Source organism: Sphaerimonospora mesophila, from assembly GCF_001417795.1.
Classification (GTDB): domain Bacteria; phylum Actinomycetota; class Actinomycetes; order Streptosporangiales; family Streptosporangiaceae; genus Sphaerimonospora; species Sphaerimonospora mesophila.
In genome coordinates this window covers 849,956-866,543 of record NZ_BCBX01000030.1, presented here as the reverse complement: position 1 = coordinate 866,543, position 16,588 = coordinate 849,956, and the positions used below count along the sequence as shown (strand labels likewise).

13 protein-coding genes are annotated in these 16,588 nt (G+C 71.7%); 5 read left to right on the top strand and 8 right to left on the bottom strand.

Translation table 11 applies throughout. From position 1 onward, the window contains the following. Positions 1-9 precede the first annotated feature (9 nt). Both AP234_RS04135 and AP234_RS04130 read right to left on the bottom strand, forming a co-directional pair. Positions 10-300 (bottom strand): acyl-CoA carboxylase subunit epsilon, encoded by a 291-nt coding sequence (locus AP234_RS04135; protein WP_235557940.1) that lies wholly within the window; start codon positions 298-300, stop codon positions 10-12. Next, on the bottom strand, positions 297-1,886 hold the full coding sequence (locus AP234_RS04130; protein ID WP_055478113.1) for an acyl-CoA carboxylase subunit beta: 1,590 nt from the start codon (positions 1,884-1,886) through the stop codon (positions 297-299). The genes AP234_RS04135 and AP234_RS04130 overlap by 4 nt, the downstream gene beginning before the upstream one ends. Positions 1,887-2,118: 232 nt before the next feature. Here AP234_RS04130 and AP234_RS04125 point away from each other — a divergent pair, with 232 nt between their 5' ends. The 3 genes from AP234_RS04125 to AP234_RS04115 all read left to right on the top strand — a co-directional run bounded on the left by AP234_RS04125 (position 2,119) and on the right by AP234_RS04115 (position 7,306). Continuing rightward, positions 2,119-2,901, top strand: a complete 783-nt coding sequence (locus AP234_RS04125; protein ID WP_055478112.1) for an ABC transporter ATP-binding protein — start codon at positions 2,119-2,121, stop codon at positions 2,899-2,901. Continuing rightward, on the top strand, positions 2,898-4,517 hold the full coding sequence (locus tag AP234_RS04120) for a hypothetical protein (protein WP_235557939.1): 1,620 nt from the start codon (positions 2,898-2,900) through the stop codon (positions 4,515-4,517). The genes AP234_RS04125 and AP234_RS04120 overlap by 4 nt, the downstream gene beginning before the upstream one ends. A 104-nt stretch (positions 4,518-4,621) precedes the next feature. Beyond that, positions 4,622-7,306, top strand: a complete 2,685-nt coding sequence (locus tag AP234_RS04115; RefSeq protein WP_083501747.1) for a phosphoenolpyruvate carboxylase — start codon at positions 4,622-4,624, stop codon at positions 7,304-7,306. 358 nt (positions 7,307-7,664) lie between these two features. On the opposite strand, the gene fdhD is transcribed toward AP234_RS04115, so the two are convergent. From fdhD to AP234_RS04100, 3 genes are all read right to left on the bottom strand, one after another. Continuing rightward, positions 7,665-8,549, bottom strand: a complete 885-nt coding sequence (gene fdhD / locus AP234_RS04110; RefSeq protein WP_055478110.1) for a formate dehydrogenase accessory sulfurtransferase FdhD — start codon at positions 8,547-8,549, stop codon at positions 7,665-7,667. 167 nt (positions 8,550-8,716) lie between these two features. After that, a complete protein-coding gene (locus tag AP234_RS04105; RefSeq protein WP_055478109.1) occupies positions 8,717-9,805 on the bottom strand; it encodes a glycosyltransferase family 9 protein in 1,089 nt (362 codons plus the stop codon). Then, the gene (locus tag AP234_RS04100) at positions 9,798-10,940 is read right to left on the bottom strand and encodes a glycosyltransferase family 4 protein (protein ID WP_083501784.1); all 1,143 of its coding nucleotides are present in this window, start codon (positions 10,938-10,940) and stop codon (positions 9,798-9,800) included. Before AP234_RS04100 ends, AP234_RS04105 begins: the two co-directional genes overlap by 8 nt. Before the next feature lie 172 nt (positions 10,941-11,112). Between AP234_RS04100 and AP234_RS04095 the strand changes: the two genes are divergently transcribed. Together AP234_RS04095 and AP234_RS04090 are read left to right on the top strand one after the other, a co-directional pair. Then, the gene (locus AP234_RS04095) at positions 11,113-12,249 is read left to right on the top strand and encodes a glycosyltransferase family 9 protein (protein WP_055478108.1); all 1,137 of its coding nucleotides are present in this window, start codon (positions 11,113-11,115) and stop codon (positions 12,247-12,249) included. Then, positions 12,246-13,073 carry a biotin--[acetyl-CoA-carboxylase] ligase gene (locus AP234_RS04090; RefSeq protein ID WP_055478107.1) on the top strand — a complete coding sequence of 276 codons (828 nt, stop codon included), beginning with the start codon at positions 12,246-12,248 and terminating at the stop codon, positions 13,071-13,073. The genes AP234_RS04095 and AP234_RS04090 overlap by 4 nt, the downstream gene beginning before the upstream one ends. Positions 13,074-13,094: 21 nt before the next feature. Here AP234_RS04090 and AP234_RS04085 read toward each other — a convergent pair whose 3' ends face one another. From AP234_RS04085 to AP234_RS04075, 3 genes are read right to left on the bottom strand one after another with little or no spacing between them, the layout of a single operon-like run. Next, a complete protein-coding gene (locus tag AP234_RS04085) occupies positions 13,095-14,747 on the bottom strand; it encodes an ABC transporter permease (protein WP_055478106.1) in 1,653 nt (550 codons plus the stop codon). Further along, positions 14,744-15,670 (bottom strand): ABC transporter ATP-binding protein, encoded by a 927-nt coding sequence (locus AP234_RS04080; RefSeq protein ID WP_055478105.1) that lies wholly within the window; start codon positions 15,668-15,670, stop codon positions 14,744-14,746. The genes AP234_RS04085 and AP234_RS04080 overlap by 4 nt, the downstream gene beginning before the upstream one ends. Positions 15,671-15,707: 37 nt before the next feature. After that, entirely contained in the window at positions 15,708-16,397 is a 690-nt protein-coding gene (locus AP234_RS04075) for a TetR family transcriptional regulator (protein ID WP_055478104.1), read from the bottom strand. Positions 16,398-16,588: the final 191 nt, after the last annotated feature.

Below are 16,588 nucleotides of genomic sequence, written 5' to 3'. Positions count from 1 at the left end.
CGGAGCCGTCTAGACGCCGGGGAAGAAGGCCCGCCGCCAGGCGCCGGGCCCATGTGGCAGCGGGCCTCTCGTCCGGTATGCCGATTTCCGCCAGTTTCCGGATTCCGGTACGGCTCTCGCCGCGGGGCGGGATTCCGGCAGCGCGGTGAGCACGGCAACGAGCGCGGCGATCTCCTCGGGGGTCGCCGCGCCGCGCACGATCTTCACGACCGGCTCTTCCGCCGCCTTCGAAGAAACCGCCGTCGTTTCTGGAGCCATGGCCACCTCCGGTGTCGTGGTCGTGTCCGTACCGCCGGTCACAGCGGGATGTTCCCGTGCTTCTTCGGGGGCAGCGCGGCCCGCTTGTGGCGGAGGGCGCGCAGCGCGCGGATGATCTGGACCCGGGTCTCCGAGGGCCGGATGACCGCGTCCACGTAGCCGCGCTCGGCGGCGAGGTAGGGGTTGGCCAGCCTCTCCTCGTACTCCGTGATGAACCGGCCGCGTGCCGCCTCGGCGTCGTCGGCCTCGGCGAGTTCCCGCCGGTAGAGGATGTTGACCGCGCCCTGGGCGCCCATCACGGCGATCTGGGCCGTCGGCCAGGCCAGGTTGATGTCGGCGCCGAGGTGCTTGGAGCCCATGACGTCATAGGCCCCGCCGTACGCCTTCCTGGTGATGACGGTCACCAGGGGCACGGTGGCCTCGGCGTAGGCGAACAGGAGCTTGGCCCCCCGGCGGATGATGCCATTCCACTCCTGGTCGGTGCCCGGGAGGAAGCCCGGCACGTCGACGAACGTCAGCACCGGAATGTTGAAGGCATCACACGTGCGGACGAATCGGGCGGCCTTCTCCGAGGCGGCGATGTCGAGCGTGCCGGCGAAGCTCATCGGCTGGTTGGCCACCACGCCCACGGATCGGCCCTCGACGCGGCCGAAGCCGACCACGATGTTCGGCGCGAAGCCCGCGTGGACCTCCAGGAACTCCTCGTCGTCCAGCACGTGCTCGATGACCTGGTGCATGTCGTACGGCTGGTTGGCCGAGTCGGGGATGAGCGTGTCGAGTTCGAGGTCGGTGTCGGTGGTCTCCAGCGGCGCGTCCACCTCGAAGACCGGCGCCTCGTCCATGTTGTTGGACGGCAGGTAGGACAGCAGCGCCCGGGCGAACTCCAGGCAGTCCTTCTCGTCGGTCGCCTCGTAGTGCGCCACGCCGGACTTCGAGCCGTGGGTGCGCGCGCCGCCCAGTTCCTCGAACGTCACCTCCTCACCGGTGACGGTCTTGATGACGTCCGGCCCGGTGATGAACATGTGCGACTTCTCCTGAACCATCAGGACGAAGTCGGTCAGCGCGGGGGAGTACACGGCGCCGCCCGCGCACGGACCCATGATCATCGAGATCTGCGGGATCACCCCGGAGGCGTGCACGTTGCGCTTGAAGATCTCCGCGTAGAGGCCCAGGGAGACCACGCCCTCCTGGATCCGCGCGCCGCCGGAGTCGTTGATGCCGACGACCGGGCAGCCGGTCTTCAGTGCGTGGTCCATGACCTTGACGATCTTCTCGCCGAAGACCTCGCCCAGGGAGCCGCCGAAGACCGTGAAGTCCTGCGCGAACACCGCGACCGGGCGGCCGTCCACCGTGCCGTGCCCGGTCACGACGCCGTCGCCGTACGGGCGCTCGCGATCGAGTCCGAAGCTCGTCGAACGGTGTCTGGCGAGCTCGTCGAACTCGACGAACGAACCCTCGTCGAGGAAGGCCAGCAGCCGCTCCCTGGCCGTCATCTTGCCCTTGGCGTGCTGCTTCTCCACCGCCCGCCGGGAGCCGGCGTGGGCCGCCTCGTGCTTGCGTCGCTCCAGGTCGGCGATCTTGCCGGCGGTCGTGTGGATGTCGATCTCGTGGGGGTTCTCGGCGCTCATCGGCCGATCACCGTTCCGCGTGGTCCGCTTCGTACGACGGGCCGGGTTCGCTCCGCACTCATGTCGGACAGGTTAACCAGGCGCTCACCGTGGTCCACGCCGGGGTCGCCCCGGGGCGACATCGGGAACGGCAGGGCGGAAACCGTACGGAACCCCGGCTCGGCCGCCGTTCGTTGCCCGGACGGCAGGACGGCAGGAACGGTACAACGAGGGGATCTGGCAGGGTGGGCGCATGACGGAAGCGGTGCGGACACAGGGATTGTTCAAGCGGTTCGGGCAGCAGGTCGCGGTGGCCGGGATCGACCTGGTCGTGCCGAGGGGCAGCTTCGCCGGCCTCGTCGGTCCGAACGGCGCAGGCAAGACCACGACGCTCAGTATGATCACCGGTCTGCTGCGCCCCGACGGCGGCCTCATCGAGATCGACGGCCACAACGTCTGGGCCGATCCCGTCAACGTCAAGGCGCGCATCGGCGTGCTGCCCGAGGGGCTCCGGCTGTTCGAGCGGCTCTCCGGCCGGGAACTGCTGCTCTACAGCGGTCAGCTGCGGGGCATCCCGGTCGACGAGGTCGGCCGGCGTGCCGACGAGCTCTTACGGATCATGGATCTCGTCGAATCACAGGACAAGCTGGTGGTCGACTACTCGACCGGCATGCGGAAGAAGATCGGCCTGGCCGCGGCGCTGCTGCACAATCCGGGTGTGCTGTTCCTCGACGAGCCGTTCGAGGGCGTGGACCCGGTGTCGGCGAACACCTTGACCGAGGTGCTGCGCAGGTTCACCGCCTCGGGATCGACCGTGGTCTTCTCCAGTCATGTGATGGACCTGGTCGAGCGGCTCTGCGACTGGGTCTCCGTGATGGACCGCGGCCGGATCGTGGCCCAGGGCCCGCTCGACGACGTACGCGGCGAGCGCACGCTCAACGAGGCGTTCCTCGATCTCGTCGGCGCCCGCGGCAGCGGCGAGGGCGGCCTGTCCTGGCTCGGCTCGGCCACCGCGGCGACCGGGGACACGACGTGACGCCGGATCTGACTCCCGTGACGCCCGCGACGGGCACGGCCGCGATGGGGACGCGCGCGACGGCGGCGCTGTTCGTACGGCTCAAGCTGCGCCTGATCCGCGGCAACCTGAGGGGAGACGTCGCCAAGCAACTCGGCTTCGTCTTCTCCTGCCTCGCCGCCGGCGTCGTCGCCGTCCTGGGATTCGTGCTGTTCGCGCTGCTCCGGCTGGCGCCGGCCGACGTCGCCCAGGACGTCGGCATCGTGATGTTCACGCTGGTCGCGATCTCCTGGATCTTCGTGCCGCTGATGGCCTTCGGCCTGGACGAGACCCTCGACCCGGCCCGGCTGACGCTCTTCCCGCTGACGACCCGGCAGTTCGCCGTCGGCATGTTCGCGGCCTCGGCGACCGGTCCCTGGCCGGTCGCGTCGCTGGTCATGCTGGGCGGCGGCGTCGTGGCGATGGCCTCGGGCCCCGGCGGGGTGCTGATCGGCCTGCCCGCCGTGCTGCTGCAGTTCGCCTTCTGCCTGGTGGTCTCCCGTGCCGTCACGACCGCGCTGTCCGGCGCGCTGCGCAGCCGCCGGGGCCGTGATGTGCTCGCGGTCGGTGTCGTCTTCATTCTCGTCCTCACCCAGATCCCCAGCCTGATCCTCAACCGGGGGCTCCCGGGAGACCCGCTGGAGCTGCTCGCGGTCACGGCGGGGGTGCTGCGCTGGTCGCCGCCCGGTCTGGCCGCGCACGCGATCGCCGACGGCGGGCTCGCCGGCGTCGCGGAGATCGCCGTGCTCGCACTGGTCGTCGTGGCGCTCGCCTGGCTGTGGATCGTGGCCCTGCGCCGAGCCCTCGTCATGCCCGACTCCTCCAACCGGGGCGGCGGAGCCGTACGGCGCTCGCGAGTGGCCGCCTTCCTGCCGGGCGGCATGCTCGGCGCGGTCGTCGCCAAGGAGCTCAAGTACGCCAGGAGGGAGCCGCGCGGGCGGATCAACTGGTTCACGGCCGTGGTGGTGAGCGGCATCCTGATGTTCTCCATGCGCGGCCAGGGCGACTACGACGGCCCGGCGCTCGTGATCGGGCCCGTCTGCCTGGCCGCGATCATGATGGGCTTCCAGGCGGCCAACGCGTTCGGCATCGACGGGCGGTCGCTGTGGATGAACGCCGTGGCCTTCGCCACGGAACGCGACGTGCGTACGGACCTCGCCGGCCGGCATCTCGCCCACGCGATCATCGCGGTGCCGCTGCTGACGGCGCTGTCCGTCCTCGCGGCCGTGACGACGGACGACCCCGGGCTCGTGGTCGCCACCACGGCCACGGCATGGGGCCTGCTGGGCGTCACGCTCGGTGTGGGCGCGGTGGTCAGCGTGCTGATCCCGTACACCTATCCCGAGCGCCTCAACGCCTTCACCGGGGCGGCGCCGGGGCAGGGCGGGCAGGCGTTCGCCGCCACCTTCGCCGCGATGACCGGCACCTGCGTCGTGGGGCTGCCCATCATCGTGCCGCCCCTGTTCGGGTTCACCGCATGGGCCGCCGTGGCCGTGCCGTACGGCCTGGCGGTGGCCTGGGGAGGGCGTCGCCTGGCCGCCTCGATCGGCTACCGGCGCATCCCCGACATCCTCGCGGCGGTCTCCCGACCCGCCTGAGCGGAAGCGCATAACCGCAGATCAGAGGGGCCTCCGGGGGTGGTCTAGTCCAATTATTGAGACCGGTATCCGGGCATCCGGGCGGGTTCGCTAGCCTTCCGAACATGGCCGCCAACGCTTCCTCAGATCGAGACGGTGTTCCAGCCGAACGGCACATTCCGGCGGAACGAAACAGCGCCGCGGCGGAGCTGCCCGAGGAGATGCGCGCCGATGTGCGCCTCCTGGGCGGCCTGCTGGGCCAAGTGATCGCCGAGCACGGCGGTCCTGATCTGCTGGCCGACGTGGAACGGCTGCGCAAAGCCGTGATCGCCGCCCGGCGCGGTGAGGCGACGGCCGACGAGGTCGCCGCCATGGTCGCCGAATGGCCGGTCGAGCGGGCGGTGCAGATCGCGCGGGCGTTCACCTGCTACTTCCACCTCGCCAACCTGGCCGAGGAGCACTTCCGCATCCGCATCCTGCGGCAGCGCGACCGCGACGACGTGCCGGTGCGCGAGTCGCTGGCCGAGGCCGTGCAGCGACTGCGCGACGACGAGCGGCTCCCCGAGCTGATCGAGGGGCTGGAGTACCGCCCCGTGCTGACCGCGCACCCGACCGAGGCGCGGCGACGGGCGATCGTCACCGCGATCCAGCGGATCAGCGCCCAGCTCGACGCGTACAACACCCCGGGCCGGGGCGCGGCGGAGCGCGACGAGACCCGCCGCCGGCTCCTCGAGGAGATCGACCTGCTGTGGCGCACCGCCCAGCTCAGGTCGACCAAGCTCGACCCGCTCGACGAGGTGCGTACGGCGATGGCCGCCTTCGACGAGACGCTCTTCCGCACCGTGCCATTGATCTACCGGTCGTTCGACGCGGCGCTCGACACCGGGACCGGCACGCGCGCACCGCTGTCGCGGCCGTTCATCCGCTTCGGCAGCTGGATCGGCGGCGACCGCGACGGCAACCCCAACGTCACCGCCAGGGTGACCCGTGAGGCCATGCAGATCCAGGCCGAGCACATCCTGATCGCGCTGGAGAACGCCACCACCAGGATCGGCCGCACGCTCACGGTCGCGGCTGGCTACACGCCGCCGTCGGCCGCGCTGCGCGACGCGCTGGCCCGGGCGGAGGGGCATCACCCCGACCTCGTGTCGGAAATGGCGACGCGCTCCCCGCAGGAGCCGCACCGGCAGTGGCTGCTGTTCGTCGCGGCCCGGGTGGTCGCGACCCGGCGCCGCGATCTCGATCTCGCCTACCGCTCGCCCGACGAGCTGCTCGCCGACCTGCGGCTCGTGCAGGATTCCCTGCGCGAGGCGGGCGCCGTACGGCAGGCCTACGGTGAGCTGCAGCACCTGATCTGGCAGGTGGAGACGTTCGGGTTCCACCTCGCCGAGCTGGAGGTGCGCCAGCACTCCAAGGTCCACGCCGAGACGCTGAAGGAGATCGCCTCCGGCGCGACGTCGGAGCGCACCGAGGAGGTCCTGGCCACGATCCGGGTGATCGGCTGGATCCAGGAGCGGTTCGGGGTGCGTGCCTGCTCCCGGTACGTCGTCTCGTTCACCCGTTCCGCCGACGACATCGCGGCCGTCTACGAGCTGGCCGCGCATGCGATGGGCGACCGGTCACCGGTGCTCGACGTGGTGCCGCTGTTCGAGTCCGGCGAGGACCTGGACAACGCCACGGAGGTGCTCGACGGCATGCTCAGGCTGGAGCCGGTCCGGCGGCGGCTCGCCGACAACGGTCGGCGTCTCGAGGTCATGCTCGGCTACTCCGACTCGGCCAAGGAGCTCGGGCCGGCCGCCGCCACCCTGCGCCTGTACGACGCGCAGGCGGCGCTGGCCGCCTGGGCCGCGGCCAACGACATCCGGCTGACGCTCTTCCACGGCCGGGGCGGCGCGCTCGGCCGGGGCGGCGGCCCCGCCAACCGGGCCGTGCTGGCCCAGGCGCCGGGGTCGGTCGCGGGCCGGTTCAAGGTCACCGAGCAGGGTGAGGTCATCTTCGCCCGCTACGGCCACTCGGCGATCGCCCGCCGCCACATCGAGCAGGTGAGCAACGCGGTGCTGCTGGCCTCCACCACGGCCGTCGAGTCGAACACGGCCGCGGCCGCGGCCAGGTTCCGCGATCTGGCCGAGCAGGTCGCCGGCGCCTCGGAGCGCGCCTACCGGTCGCTGACCGAGGCGCCGGGCTTCCCCGAGTGGTTCGCCCTGGTCAGCCCGCTGGAGGAGATCGGCTCGCTGCGGATCGGGTCCCGGCCCGCACGGCGTGGTCTGGGCGCCCCCCGCTCGCTCGACGACCTGCGGGCGATCCCGTGGGTGTTCTCCTGGGCCCAGACCCGGGTCAACCTGCCCGGATGGTACGGCCTGGGCAGCGGTCTCGCGGCCGTGGAGTCCCGGGGCGGCCTGGACGAGCCGCGGGCGGCCTACCGGGAGTGGCCGCTGTTCGCCGCGATGCTCGACAACGCCGAGATGTCGCTGGCCAAGACCGACCGGGCCATCGCCTCGCGATATCTCGCCCTCGGCGGCCGGGACGACTTCGCCGAGCAGGTCCTCGCCGAATACGACCTCACACGGCGGCTGGTGCTGGAGGTGACCGGGCACAGCAGGCTGCTGGAGAACCGGCGGGTCCTGTCGCGGGCGGTGCAGTTGCGCGACCCCTACGTGGACGCGCTCAGCCACCTGCAGTTGCGTGCGCTCTCGGCCCTGCGCGCCGACCGTGACGGGGGCGGGTTGTCGGAAGCGGAGCGCGAGCGCCTGTCCACACTCCTCCTGCTGAGCGTGAACGGCGTCGCCGCCGGCCTCCAGAACACCGGCTGACCCCAAGGAAGAAAAGAGAACAAGAGAGGTCCCTCGTGATCTCGCAACCCCACGACCTCACAACCCCCCCGCGTGATCTTGCGAATTCTTGCAAGGGCCCGGACCGACCTGCGCCGACACCTTCCGTGATCTTGCAGAGACTCGCACGCATGCCCGCTGGCCTGCCCGTATGCCGTTCATGATCTTGCACTATCGCAACTGCAAGATCATGAAACGTATCGGTGCAGGTCAGATGGCCTGGTTGCGAGAATCTGCAAGATCACCGACTTGGTGTGCCCAGGTCAAGGGGGTGTCCTGCGAGTATTCGCAAGATCACGGGGGTGCGGTGGGGTGGGGTGGGGGGATGCTCCTATGGATGTCAGGCGTCGTCCCCGGTCGTGATCCGCTCGGCACCCGAGTAGATGTTGAAGCGCTCCTCGCGCAGGAACCCGACGAGGGTCACGCCGAACTCGCGGGCCACGTCCACGGCCAGGGACGACGGGGCCGACACGGCGCAGACGATCTGGACGCCTGCGGTCACCGCCTTCTGCATGATCTCGTAGCTCGCCCGCCCGCTGACCAGCAGAATGTGCCGGTCGAACGGCAGCCGTCCGGCCAGCAGCGCCGAGCCGACCAGCTTGTCGACCGCGTTGTGCCGTCCCACGTCCTCACGAGTCCCGGCGAGTGTCCCGTCGGGGGTGAACAGCCCGGCCGCGTGCAGCCCGCCGGTCCGGCCGAACCCGCTCTGGGCCTTGCACAGCAGGTGCGGCAGCCCGTACAGAACCCGTGGCGCGACGGTGAAAGCAGGCGCGGCCGAGGCGGCGGGTGACGGGCAGCGGTCACGTAACGCCTCCAGCGTCGAGGTGCCGCAGACCCCACACGCGCTCGATGTCAGGAAATGTCGTTCAAGGGTGGCGATGTCGGGCAGGGTGGGCAGGTTGAGCCGTACGGTCACCGTGTTGTAGCGCTCTTCCGGCGCCAGATCCTCATCCGTGCAGTAGCCGATGGCGGCGATGTCCCCCGGCCCGATCATGCCCTCGCCGTAGAGGAAACCAGCCGCCAGTTCGAAGTCGGCGCCCGGAGTGCGCATGGTGATCGCGACCGTACGGCTCTCGCCACCGGCCAGCAGCCGGATCTCCAGCGGCTCCTCGGTCGCCAGATCGTCACGCCGATCTCGTACGGCCGAGCCGGACACCTGGCGGACCCTGATCCGGGTGACCGCCCCCGGGCGGTGCACCGGCCGTTCTCCACCATCGTCGTACATGCGTCCCTCCGGAGGCAGCTGCTGCCCAGCAGCCTGCCATGTGCGCGGAACACACGCGGGAGCGCCCTTCTGGTACGGCGTCGCCCGCGACGTGACCGTGATCGGAAACGGGCGTTCCGGCCACGGGAGCCGGGGCCCAGGGGCTCGCCTTCTCCGCCGCTGCACGGTCAGCGGCGGCCGGTGGTCAGCCGGGTCACGGCGTCGGCCACGGACCGCGCGGGAATGTCCGCCATGCAGGCGGGCCGGCCGCCGGGAGCGAGCGGACATCGGGCGGTCCACCAGCATGGCTGCTCGGTGATGGCGGTCGGCAGCCGATGCGGGCAGTCCGGCAGCCCCTGCAGGTCGACGCCGCCGCCGATGCCGTACCGGAGGGCGGACGTCGGGCCGAACAGTCCCACCGTGGCGGCGCCCGACGCGGCGGCCAGCCGTACCGGACCGGTGTCACCGCCCACGACGACGCCGCCCCGGTCGGCGACGGCGGCGAAGCAGGCGGCGAGGCCACGCAGCCCCACGACCGGCAGCCGTACGACCGGCAGCCGTACGACCGGCAGCCGTACGACCGGCAGTCGCACGACCGGCAGCCGCACAATGGGCGACTCCACATCGGGCGATCCCGCGCCGGGTGGCTCGCCGACGACGAGGACGGGATGTCCGCGATCGGAGAGCATCGCCGCCAGCTCGCTCCAGTACGGCCAGCGCTTGACGGCCATCCCGCCGCCGGTGACGAGCACCGCCGGAGGCCGGTGAGCGGCGGCGGGCAGGCACCCGCCGAGCACCCGGCGGCCCCGGGCCAGCTCCGCCGCGTTCAGGCGCACCCGCGGCCGGGCCAGGTCACAGGGGTCGTCGGGGCCGAGCAGGCCCTCGGCGTGCAGGATGCGCAGATAGCGCAGCCCGACCGGCTCGTCGGGCGGCGGTCGCCGCCACAGATCGGTGACGCAGCGGGCGCCGGAGGCGGCGAGCAGGTCGGGAATGCCGTCGTAACGGGTGGTCGTGACGGCGAGGCCGGGACGGCGCTCGGCCAGCACCCGCGCCACCGCCTCCCGCTCGGCACCGGGCCGTCCGTGTGCCGGGGTGTGAACCTCGGTCACGGATGGATCACCGCGGATGAGATCCGCACCGGGCTCATGAGTGAGCACACGCAGCGACGCGCCGGGGTTATGGCGGGCCAGTGCGTGCACCACCGGGAGGATCATGATCAGATCGCCGATGCCGCCGAGGAGGTCGACCACGAGGATGTCGGCGTACCGGTCAGGCATTCCGGCGTCCGTACGCCGAGCCGACCACGCTGTCGTACAGCTCCCGATGCGCGGCGGCCACCCCGGACCACGAGTGCCGGGCGGACACCCGCCGCCCGGCCTCGGCGAGCCGCCGCCGCAGCGCCGCGTCGTCCAGCAGCCGCTCCAGCGTGCCGGCGATCGCCGCAGCGTCGCGCCTGGCCGGGATCACGGCGACGGCTCCATCGAGAGTGGACACACCGGGTTCGTCCGGGACGGTGATCGCGGTCGGCAGCCCGTGCGCCAGCATCGTGAGCAGCGCCCCGCTCTTGGCGGTGACGCCGCCGGTGAAGGGCAGCACGCCCACGTCGGCCGCGTGCAACGCCTCCGACACCGCCGCGGCGGGCAGATGGCCGGTGAAGGTCACCGCGTCCGCCACGCCCAGTCCCTCGGCGAGCTCCTCCAACTCGGCACGGAAGGCGCGGGCCTCCGCCTCCGGCAGCGCCTGCGAGGTGAACCCGCCGATGACCAGCAGGCGCAGGCCGGGGCGCCGGGCCCGCAGGCGTGCCACGGCCTCCAGCAGATAGCGGACGCCCTTCACCGGATGGACGAAGCCGAAGAAGGCCAGCACCTCGCCGGTCCGCTCCGGGCCGGGGCCGTCGAGCGCGGGGCCGCCGTGATCGGCCACGTTGGGGGCCAGCGGCACCTCGACCGGGCGGCCGCGGGTCCGCAGCCCGACCTGCCGGGCGTGCCCCCCGTTGGTGACCACGACCACCCTGCTGGCCGGGACCAGCCGCCCGGTCTCCCGGTCCCACAGCCGGGCGCGTTCGAGCGGCCGCCACACCGCGTCCGGCACCCACGCCGGCGCCGCCCACCAGCCGTACTCGTGCAGCGTGGTGACGAGCGGCGCGTACGGCGGCAGCAGCGGCGGCAGCAGCCCGGGCAGCCCGGAGAACCGGTACGCCGACGGCGCGAACTGCACGTGGACCACGTCGGGCCGCAGCCGCCACACCTCACGCGCCGCCCGCAGCGTGGCGGTGAGCCAGCCTGCGGTCGAGCCGTCGCCGCGCACCGGGACCGATGCCGCCGCCACCCCGACATCGCCCAGCGCGTGCATCAGACGTTCGACGTAGTCGCTGACCCCGTCCAGGCTCGCCGGCGCCGGGCCGTGGATCATCGCCACCCTGATCCGGTCTCCACCCACCGCGCACAACCCCCGATCCCGCCATGCCGCCCCGGCGACCCGTACGGCCCGCGCCTACCCGCCGGGCGGAATGCGACACGCACCGGGTTCCTACCCGCGGGACCTCCGCTGTTTTCCCTGATCAGCGGCCGGGTAGCGCCATGAGATGGAGCACCCCGCCGCGCTCGCCGGGCCGCCGATCGGCTGGCGAGATCTGGAGCGCGTGCTCGTGGTGCGCCCGGACAACCTCGGCGACGTGCTGATGGCCGGTCCGGCGCTGCGCGCGCTGCGCCGGGCGGCACCCGATGCCCGGCTGGACCTGCTCGCCGCACCCGCCGGAGCGGCCGCCGCCCGGCTGCTGCCCGAGGTGGACGGCGTGCTGACCTGCTCGGTGTCCTGGCAGGAGGCCGGGCCGGGCGAGGTGCCGGTCGCCGCCGACCTGGACCTGATCGACCGCGTCCGGCACGGCGGCTACGGGGCGGCCGTGGTCCTCACGTCGTTCTCCCAGACGCCCTGGCCGGCCGGATATCTGTGCCGATTGGCCGGCGTGCCCGTCAGGGTGGGCATGTCGAAGGAGTTCGGCGGTGCGGGCCTCACCCACTGGGTCCCCTCGCCGCCCGACGGGCTGCACCAGGTCGACCGCGCACTGCATCTGCTGGAACGGGTGGGCGTGCCCCCGGTCGACGGGCGCCTGCGCGTCCGCGTCCCGGCCGAGGCGGTCGGCGCCGCCCGCGACCTGCTCGGCGATCGCGGGCCGACCGGGTCGTACGCCCTGATCCTGCCGGGCGCCTCCTGTCCGGCGCGGCGCTATCCCGCCGGCCGGTTCGCCCGGGTGGCCGGGCTCCTCGCCACATCCGGACTGCGGATCGTCGTGGCCGGGACGGCGAAGGAGGCCGCGCTGGTGGCGGAGGTGGCCGGTGACACGCCCGGCGTGACGGCCCTGGCGGGCGAGCTCGATGTGCCCGCCCTCGCCGCCGTGGTGGCCGGCGCCCGGGTGGTGGTGTGCAACAACAGCGGCGGTGCGCATCTGGCCGCCGCGCTCGGCACGCCCGTGGTCGTGCTGTTCTCCGGCACCGAGCAGGTCGGGCAGTATCTCCCGCGCTTCGCCCCGGCGTCGGTTCTGACCGTGCCGACCGGCTGCGCGCCGTGCCGGCAGTTCCGCTGCCCGTACGCCCTGGAGTGCCTGGATCTGCCGCCGGAGCGCGTCGTCGCCGAGGCCGTACGGCTGGCCGCGCCCGGCCGGAGTCAAGATCCGTACGACGGCTCACGCGAGGGGCGCGGAATCGATAGCCTGAGCGGATGAGGGAATCGCCCTACGCCGATCTCGAGCGTCCGCCGCTGTCGGAGACGGCGCTGCGAAGAGCGCTCGTCCGGCCCGGCTCGCTCTGGTCGGCCATCGACGTGGTCGAGCGGACCGGCTCCACCAACGCCGATCTGGCCCGGGCCGCGCGCGAAGGGGCCCGCGAGGGCACGGTCCTGATCGCGGAGTCCCAGTTCGCCGGGCGCGGCCGGCTCGGCCGGACGTGGGTCGCGCCGCCGCGGTCGGGCCTGTCGTTCTCGGTCCTGCTCCGGCCGGAGGGCGTGCCGCCCACGCTCCAGGGGTGGCTCTCGCTGCTGATCGGGCTCGCCGCCGCCGTCGCCGTACGGCGGATCGCCGAGCTCGACGTCCGGCTGAAGTGGCCCAACGACCTGCTGGCCGGTGAGCGCAAGTTCGCCGGCATCCTCGCCGAGCGGGTGGACGGCTCGATCGTCATCGGCATGGGCCTCAACGTCTCCATGCGGCGGGAGGAACTGCCGGTGGACCGGGCGACCTCCCTCGCCGTCGAGGACGCCGTGTGCATCGACCGCGATCCGCTGATGCGGGCGATCCTCCGGGAGATCGAGTCGCACTACCGGCCGTGGGTCGAGGCGGGCGGCGACGCGGACGCCTCCGGGCTGCGTGCGGCCTACCTCGCCCGGTCGGCGACGGTGGGGCAGGAGGTCAGGGTCGAGTTGCCCGGCGAGCGCGTGCTGGTCGGCCGGGCCGTCGGCGTCGACCGGTTCGGTCACCTGCTCGTACGGGCTCAGGGCGAGGAGCACGCCCTGAGCGTCGGCGACGTCGTCCATGTCCGCCCGGTCACCGGCTAGCGGGCGATCGCCGGTCGAGGGTCACTTGGTGGTGATGTCGCGCCGGCGGAATCCGTACAACCCGACGGCGACGAGTCCGGCCGCGATCGCGGTCAGGATCAGCAGTGGAGTCCAGCTGAAGCCCTCGATCGGGAGCCGCGGGATGTGGCCGAACGGCGACAGGTTGTCCATCCAGTCGGGAAACTGCAGGATCGTCCCGAAATATCCGACCACGCCCGCGTACACCACGACCAGCCAGGCCAGGGCGCTCGCCCGGGGGAACCACCCCACCAGGGCGACCGCGAGGCCGGTCGTCACCCAGAGCGCCGGGATGTAGGCCGCGGCGGCCGCCACGATCTCGCCGAAGAGACCGCTCTCGTTCACGGTGGGCGCCCCGGTCGCGGCGAGCGCCACGCCGGCGAGCAGGAGCATCAGCGGTCCGCCGACCAGCGCCACCGTCAGATGACTGCCAAGCCACCGGGTCCGGGAGAGCCCGGTCGCCAGCACCGGCTCGGCCCGTCCGGAATTCTCCTCCGATCGTGACCGCAGCGTCGCGATCACCGCGTAGATCGCCGCGACGACCGCGAGCAGCACCATGATCATGGCGACGAACGAGTCCACGAACGTGGCCCCGCCCAACTGGACCAACGCTTCCTTGAATATCTCGATGTCCTGGAGCTGTGTCTCGATGTCACCGAGGAACGGTCCGTACGACATCCCGAGCACCAGCATGCCGATGGCGAACCCGACCAGCATGCCCCGGTGCAGCCGAAAGGCGAACCCGAGCGGCGTGGTGAGCGCGCGCGAGGCCGCCGACCTGCCCCGCCGGGTCGCCCGCAGCCCGGCCCCGAGGTCGCGGCGGACGCTGAGCGCGAACCCGATCGCGGCCGCCACCGCGGCCGCCGCCAGGTTCAGCAGCAGCGGCCACCAGCGGTCGTCGAGGTAGGCGAAGGTCTGCTGGGCCCAGCCGATGGGCGAGGCCCACGACAGCCCGCTGCCCACCGAGTCGCCGGCCGCGCGGACGAGGTAGGCCGCCCCGACGACGGCGAGCCCCATGCCGGAGGCTCCTCGGGAGTGCTCGGTGATCTGGACGGTGACCGCGGCGATGCCGGCGAACGTGATGCCGACCGCCGCGTTCGCCGCCCCGTAGAGCAGCGACCCGCCCCAGGTCACTCCGTCGACGCCGAGCGAACCCAGGCTCAGCGTGAGCAGGAGCGCGAGGGCGATGTTCACCGCGATGGTCAGGATCAGCGCCGCGGCGAGCTGAGCGTGCCGCCCCACCACGGCCGCCCGGACGAGCTCGGCCCGTCCGCTCTCCTCTTCGGTCCGGGTGTGCCGGGCCACCATGAGGACACTCATGATCCCGACCATGATCACCATGAAGCCGAGCATCTGGTGACTCACCATCGAGCCGTAGTGATAGTCACTCAGGTAGTGCTCGGGCCCGGTGAACGCGAGCCCGGCGGGGCTGCGCATCGTGGCGGCCGCGGCCTGCCGATCGGCGGCGGTCGCGTAGAGCTGTGGGAAGGCGGCGGCCGGCCACAGCGTCCCGAGCGTCAGGGCGGCGAGCCACACCGGGATGCGGACGCGGTCGCGCCGTAGGCCGAACCGCAGCAGGACGCCCGTTCCCGCCAGGGTGCCTCCGCCCGTCCTTTCCGCCGTACGGCCGAGGGCCGGCGTGGCGGTCGCGGTCATTTCCTCACCCCCTGGCGGCTCCCGTTGTTCTCGGCGGCGAGCTCGTCGCCGTAGTGCCGGAGCATGAGCTCCTCGAGTGTCGGCGGGTGGCTGGTGAGCGTGCGGATGCCGAACTCCCCGAGGTGTTTGATCGCGGCGTCGAGATGTGCGCCGTCCACCGAGAACCGCACGTGGCCGTCGCCGACCTCGGCGTCGTGCACGCCGGGCAGCCGCTCCAGGCCGGTCACCGGACCGGCGGTGTCGGCTTCGATGGTCGTGCGGGTGAGGTGCCGCATCTCGACCAGCGTCCCGGACTGCACGATCTTGCCCAGCCGGATGATGCTGATCCGGTCGGCGAGTTTCTCGACCTGGGCGAGGATGTGGCTGGACAGCAGGACCGTACGGCCCGCCGCCTTCACCTCGCCGATCACGTCCTGGAACACGACCTCCATCAGGGGGTCGAGCCCGGCCGTCGGCTCGTCGAGCAGCAGCAGTTCGGCGTCGGACGCGAGCGCGGCCACGATCGCGACCTTCTGCCGGTTGCCCTTGGAGTATGTGCGGCCCTTCTTCGACGGGTCGAGGTCGAACCGCTCGATCAGTTCGTCGCGGCGTCGGCTGTCCAGTCCGCCGCGCAGCCTGCCGAGCAGGTCGATGGCCTCGCCTCCGGTGAGGTTCGGCCACAGCTCGACATCGCCGGGCACGTACGCCAGGCGCGGATGCAGCGCCACCGCGTCGGCCCACGGATCAGCGCCCAGCATGGTGACCGAGCCGGAGTCCGCCCGCAGGATGCCCAGCAGGACCCGGATGGTCGTGGACTTTCCCGCGCCGTTCGGGCCCAGGAAGCCGTGCACCTCTCCCGTGTTCACGGTGAGGTCGAGCCCGTCGAGGGCCCGCGTCGACCCGAAGGTCTTGACGAGCCCGGAGATGGCGATAGCAGTGGTCATGTCGTTTCCCGGTCTGTGCCTTTGCTTCTTCCGGTTGTCATTCGGTGCGCGGCTCGGATCGCTGTTCTGCGGCCTTCATCGCGTCCCGCCACTTGTCGTAGAACTCATCGTTGATGACGCCCTTGGCGAGGATGTCCGCGTTGATCCGCGCCCACTTGAGCACGGAGCCCGCGGTGTTCTCGATCAGGTCGACACCCAGCAGCCGGTTGACCTGCTCGTGCATGACGAGCGCGCCCAATTGCCACAGGCACAGGAGGACGGCCCGCTCCCGGGGGTTCTCGGCCGGCTTGAGGATTCCGCTCTTGACCCCTTCGGCCATATAGACCAGCGAGTCCTCGACCATTTTGTCGATCAGTTCGTCCACGTGGGGAGAACCGTCCACGATCGTCCTCGCGAAGTACCTGATGATCGGGCGGCCTTCGTACGCATCCCGGACCGCCTGAAACGGATCGAGTCCCTGGCCGGCCGCCATCGCCCTGGTCTTCTGCTCCTTGATCACTGAAGCGACGTACTCGTCACAGGCGACCCGGAGCCCGTCCTTCGAGCCGAAGTGGTGGATGACGAGCGGTGTCGACACCCCCGCGTCGGCGGCGATGTCCTTCAGATTGGTGGCCGCCACGCCGTCCGCGGCGAAGCGTTCGATCGCGGCGTCTCGGATCCGTGCCCTCGCGGTGCGGTCGCGATCGTCGAGCGTCCGCCTCCGTCTGGGCTGGGCCTGCGCAGTCATATCAGTACTTCCTGAACGTCACTCAGCATGCTGAACTCGATTCAGGCTAAATCGCGTTCAGTAACCTGTCAACGATTCAGTGTTGGCCTGCGCGGCCGGCTGTGGATCGGACTTCCGTAGAGATCGCGAGTGGATCGAGGGGTGCAAGGGGGGTGATCGGGTGACGATCAGGTGCCGAGGACGGTGCGAAG

What these genes read in the sequence shown, in the direction of transcription:
- AP234_RS04105 (WP_055478109.1), bottom strand. Translation starts at nt 9,805, where the DNA reads ATGCCTGACCGGTACGCCGACATCCTCGTGGTCGACCTCCTCGGCGGC.
- AP234_RS04085 (WP_055478106.1), bottom strand. Translation starts at nt 14,747, where the DNA reads ATGACCGCGACCGCCACGCCGGCCCTCGGCCGTACGGCGGAAAGGACG.
- AP234_RS04130 (WP_055478113.1), bottom strand. Translation starts at nt 1,886, where the DNA reads ATGAGCGCCGAGAACCCCCACGAGATCGACATCCACACGACCGCCGGC.
- AP234_RS04115 (WP_083501747.1), top strand. Translation starts at nt 4,622, where the DNA reads ATGGCCGCCAACGCTTCCTCAGATCGAGACGGTGTTCCAGCCGAACGG.
- fdhD (WP_055478110.1), bottom strand. Translation starts at nt 8,549, where the DNA reads ATGTACGACGATGGTGGAGAACGGCCGGTGCACCGCCCGGGGGCGGTC.
- AP234_RS04095 (WP_055478108.1), top strand. Translation starts at nt 11,113, where the DNA reads ATGGAGCACCCCGCCGCGCTCGCCGGGCCGCCGATCGGCTGGCGAGAT.
- AP234_RS04080 (WP_055478105.1), bottom strand. Translation starts at nt 15,670, where the DNA reads ATGACCACTGCTATCGCCATCTCCGGGCTCGTCAAGACCTTCGGGTCG.
- AP234_RS04090 (WP_055478107.1), top strand. Translation starts at nt 12,246, where the DNA reads ATGAGGGAATCGCCCTACGCCGATCTCGAGCGTCCGCCGCTGTCGGAG.
- AP234_RS04100 (WP_083501784.1), bottom strand. Translation starts at nt 10,940, where the DNA reads ATGATCCACGGCCCGGCGCCGGCGAGCCTGGACGGGGTCAGCGACTAC.
- AP234_RS04125 (WP_055478112.1), top strand. Translation starts at nt 2,119, where the DNA reads ATGACGGAAGCGGTGCGGACACAGGGATTGTTCAAGCGGTTCGGGCAG.
- AP234_RS04075 (WP_055478104.1), bottom strand. Translation starts at nt 16,397, where the DNA reads ATGACTGCGCAGGCCCAGCCCAGACGGAGGCGGACGCTCGACGATCGC.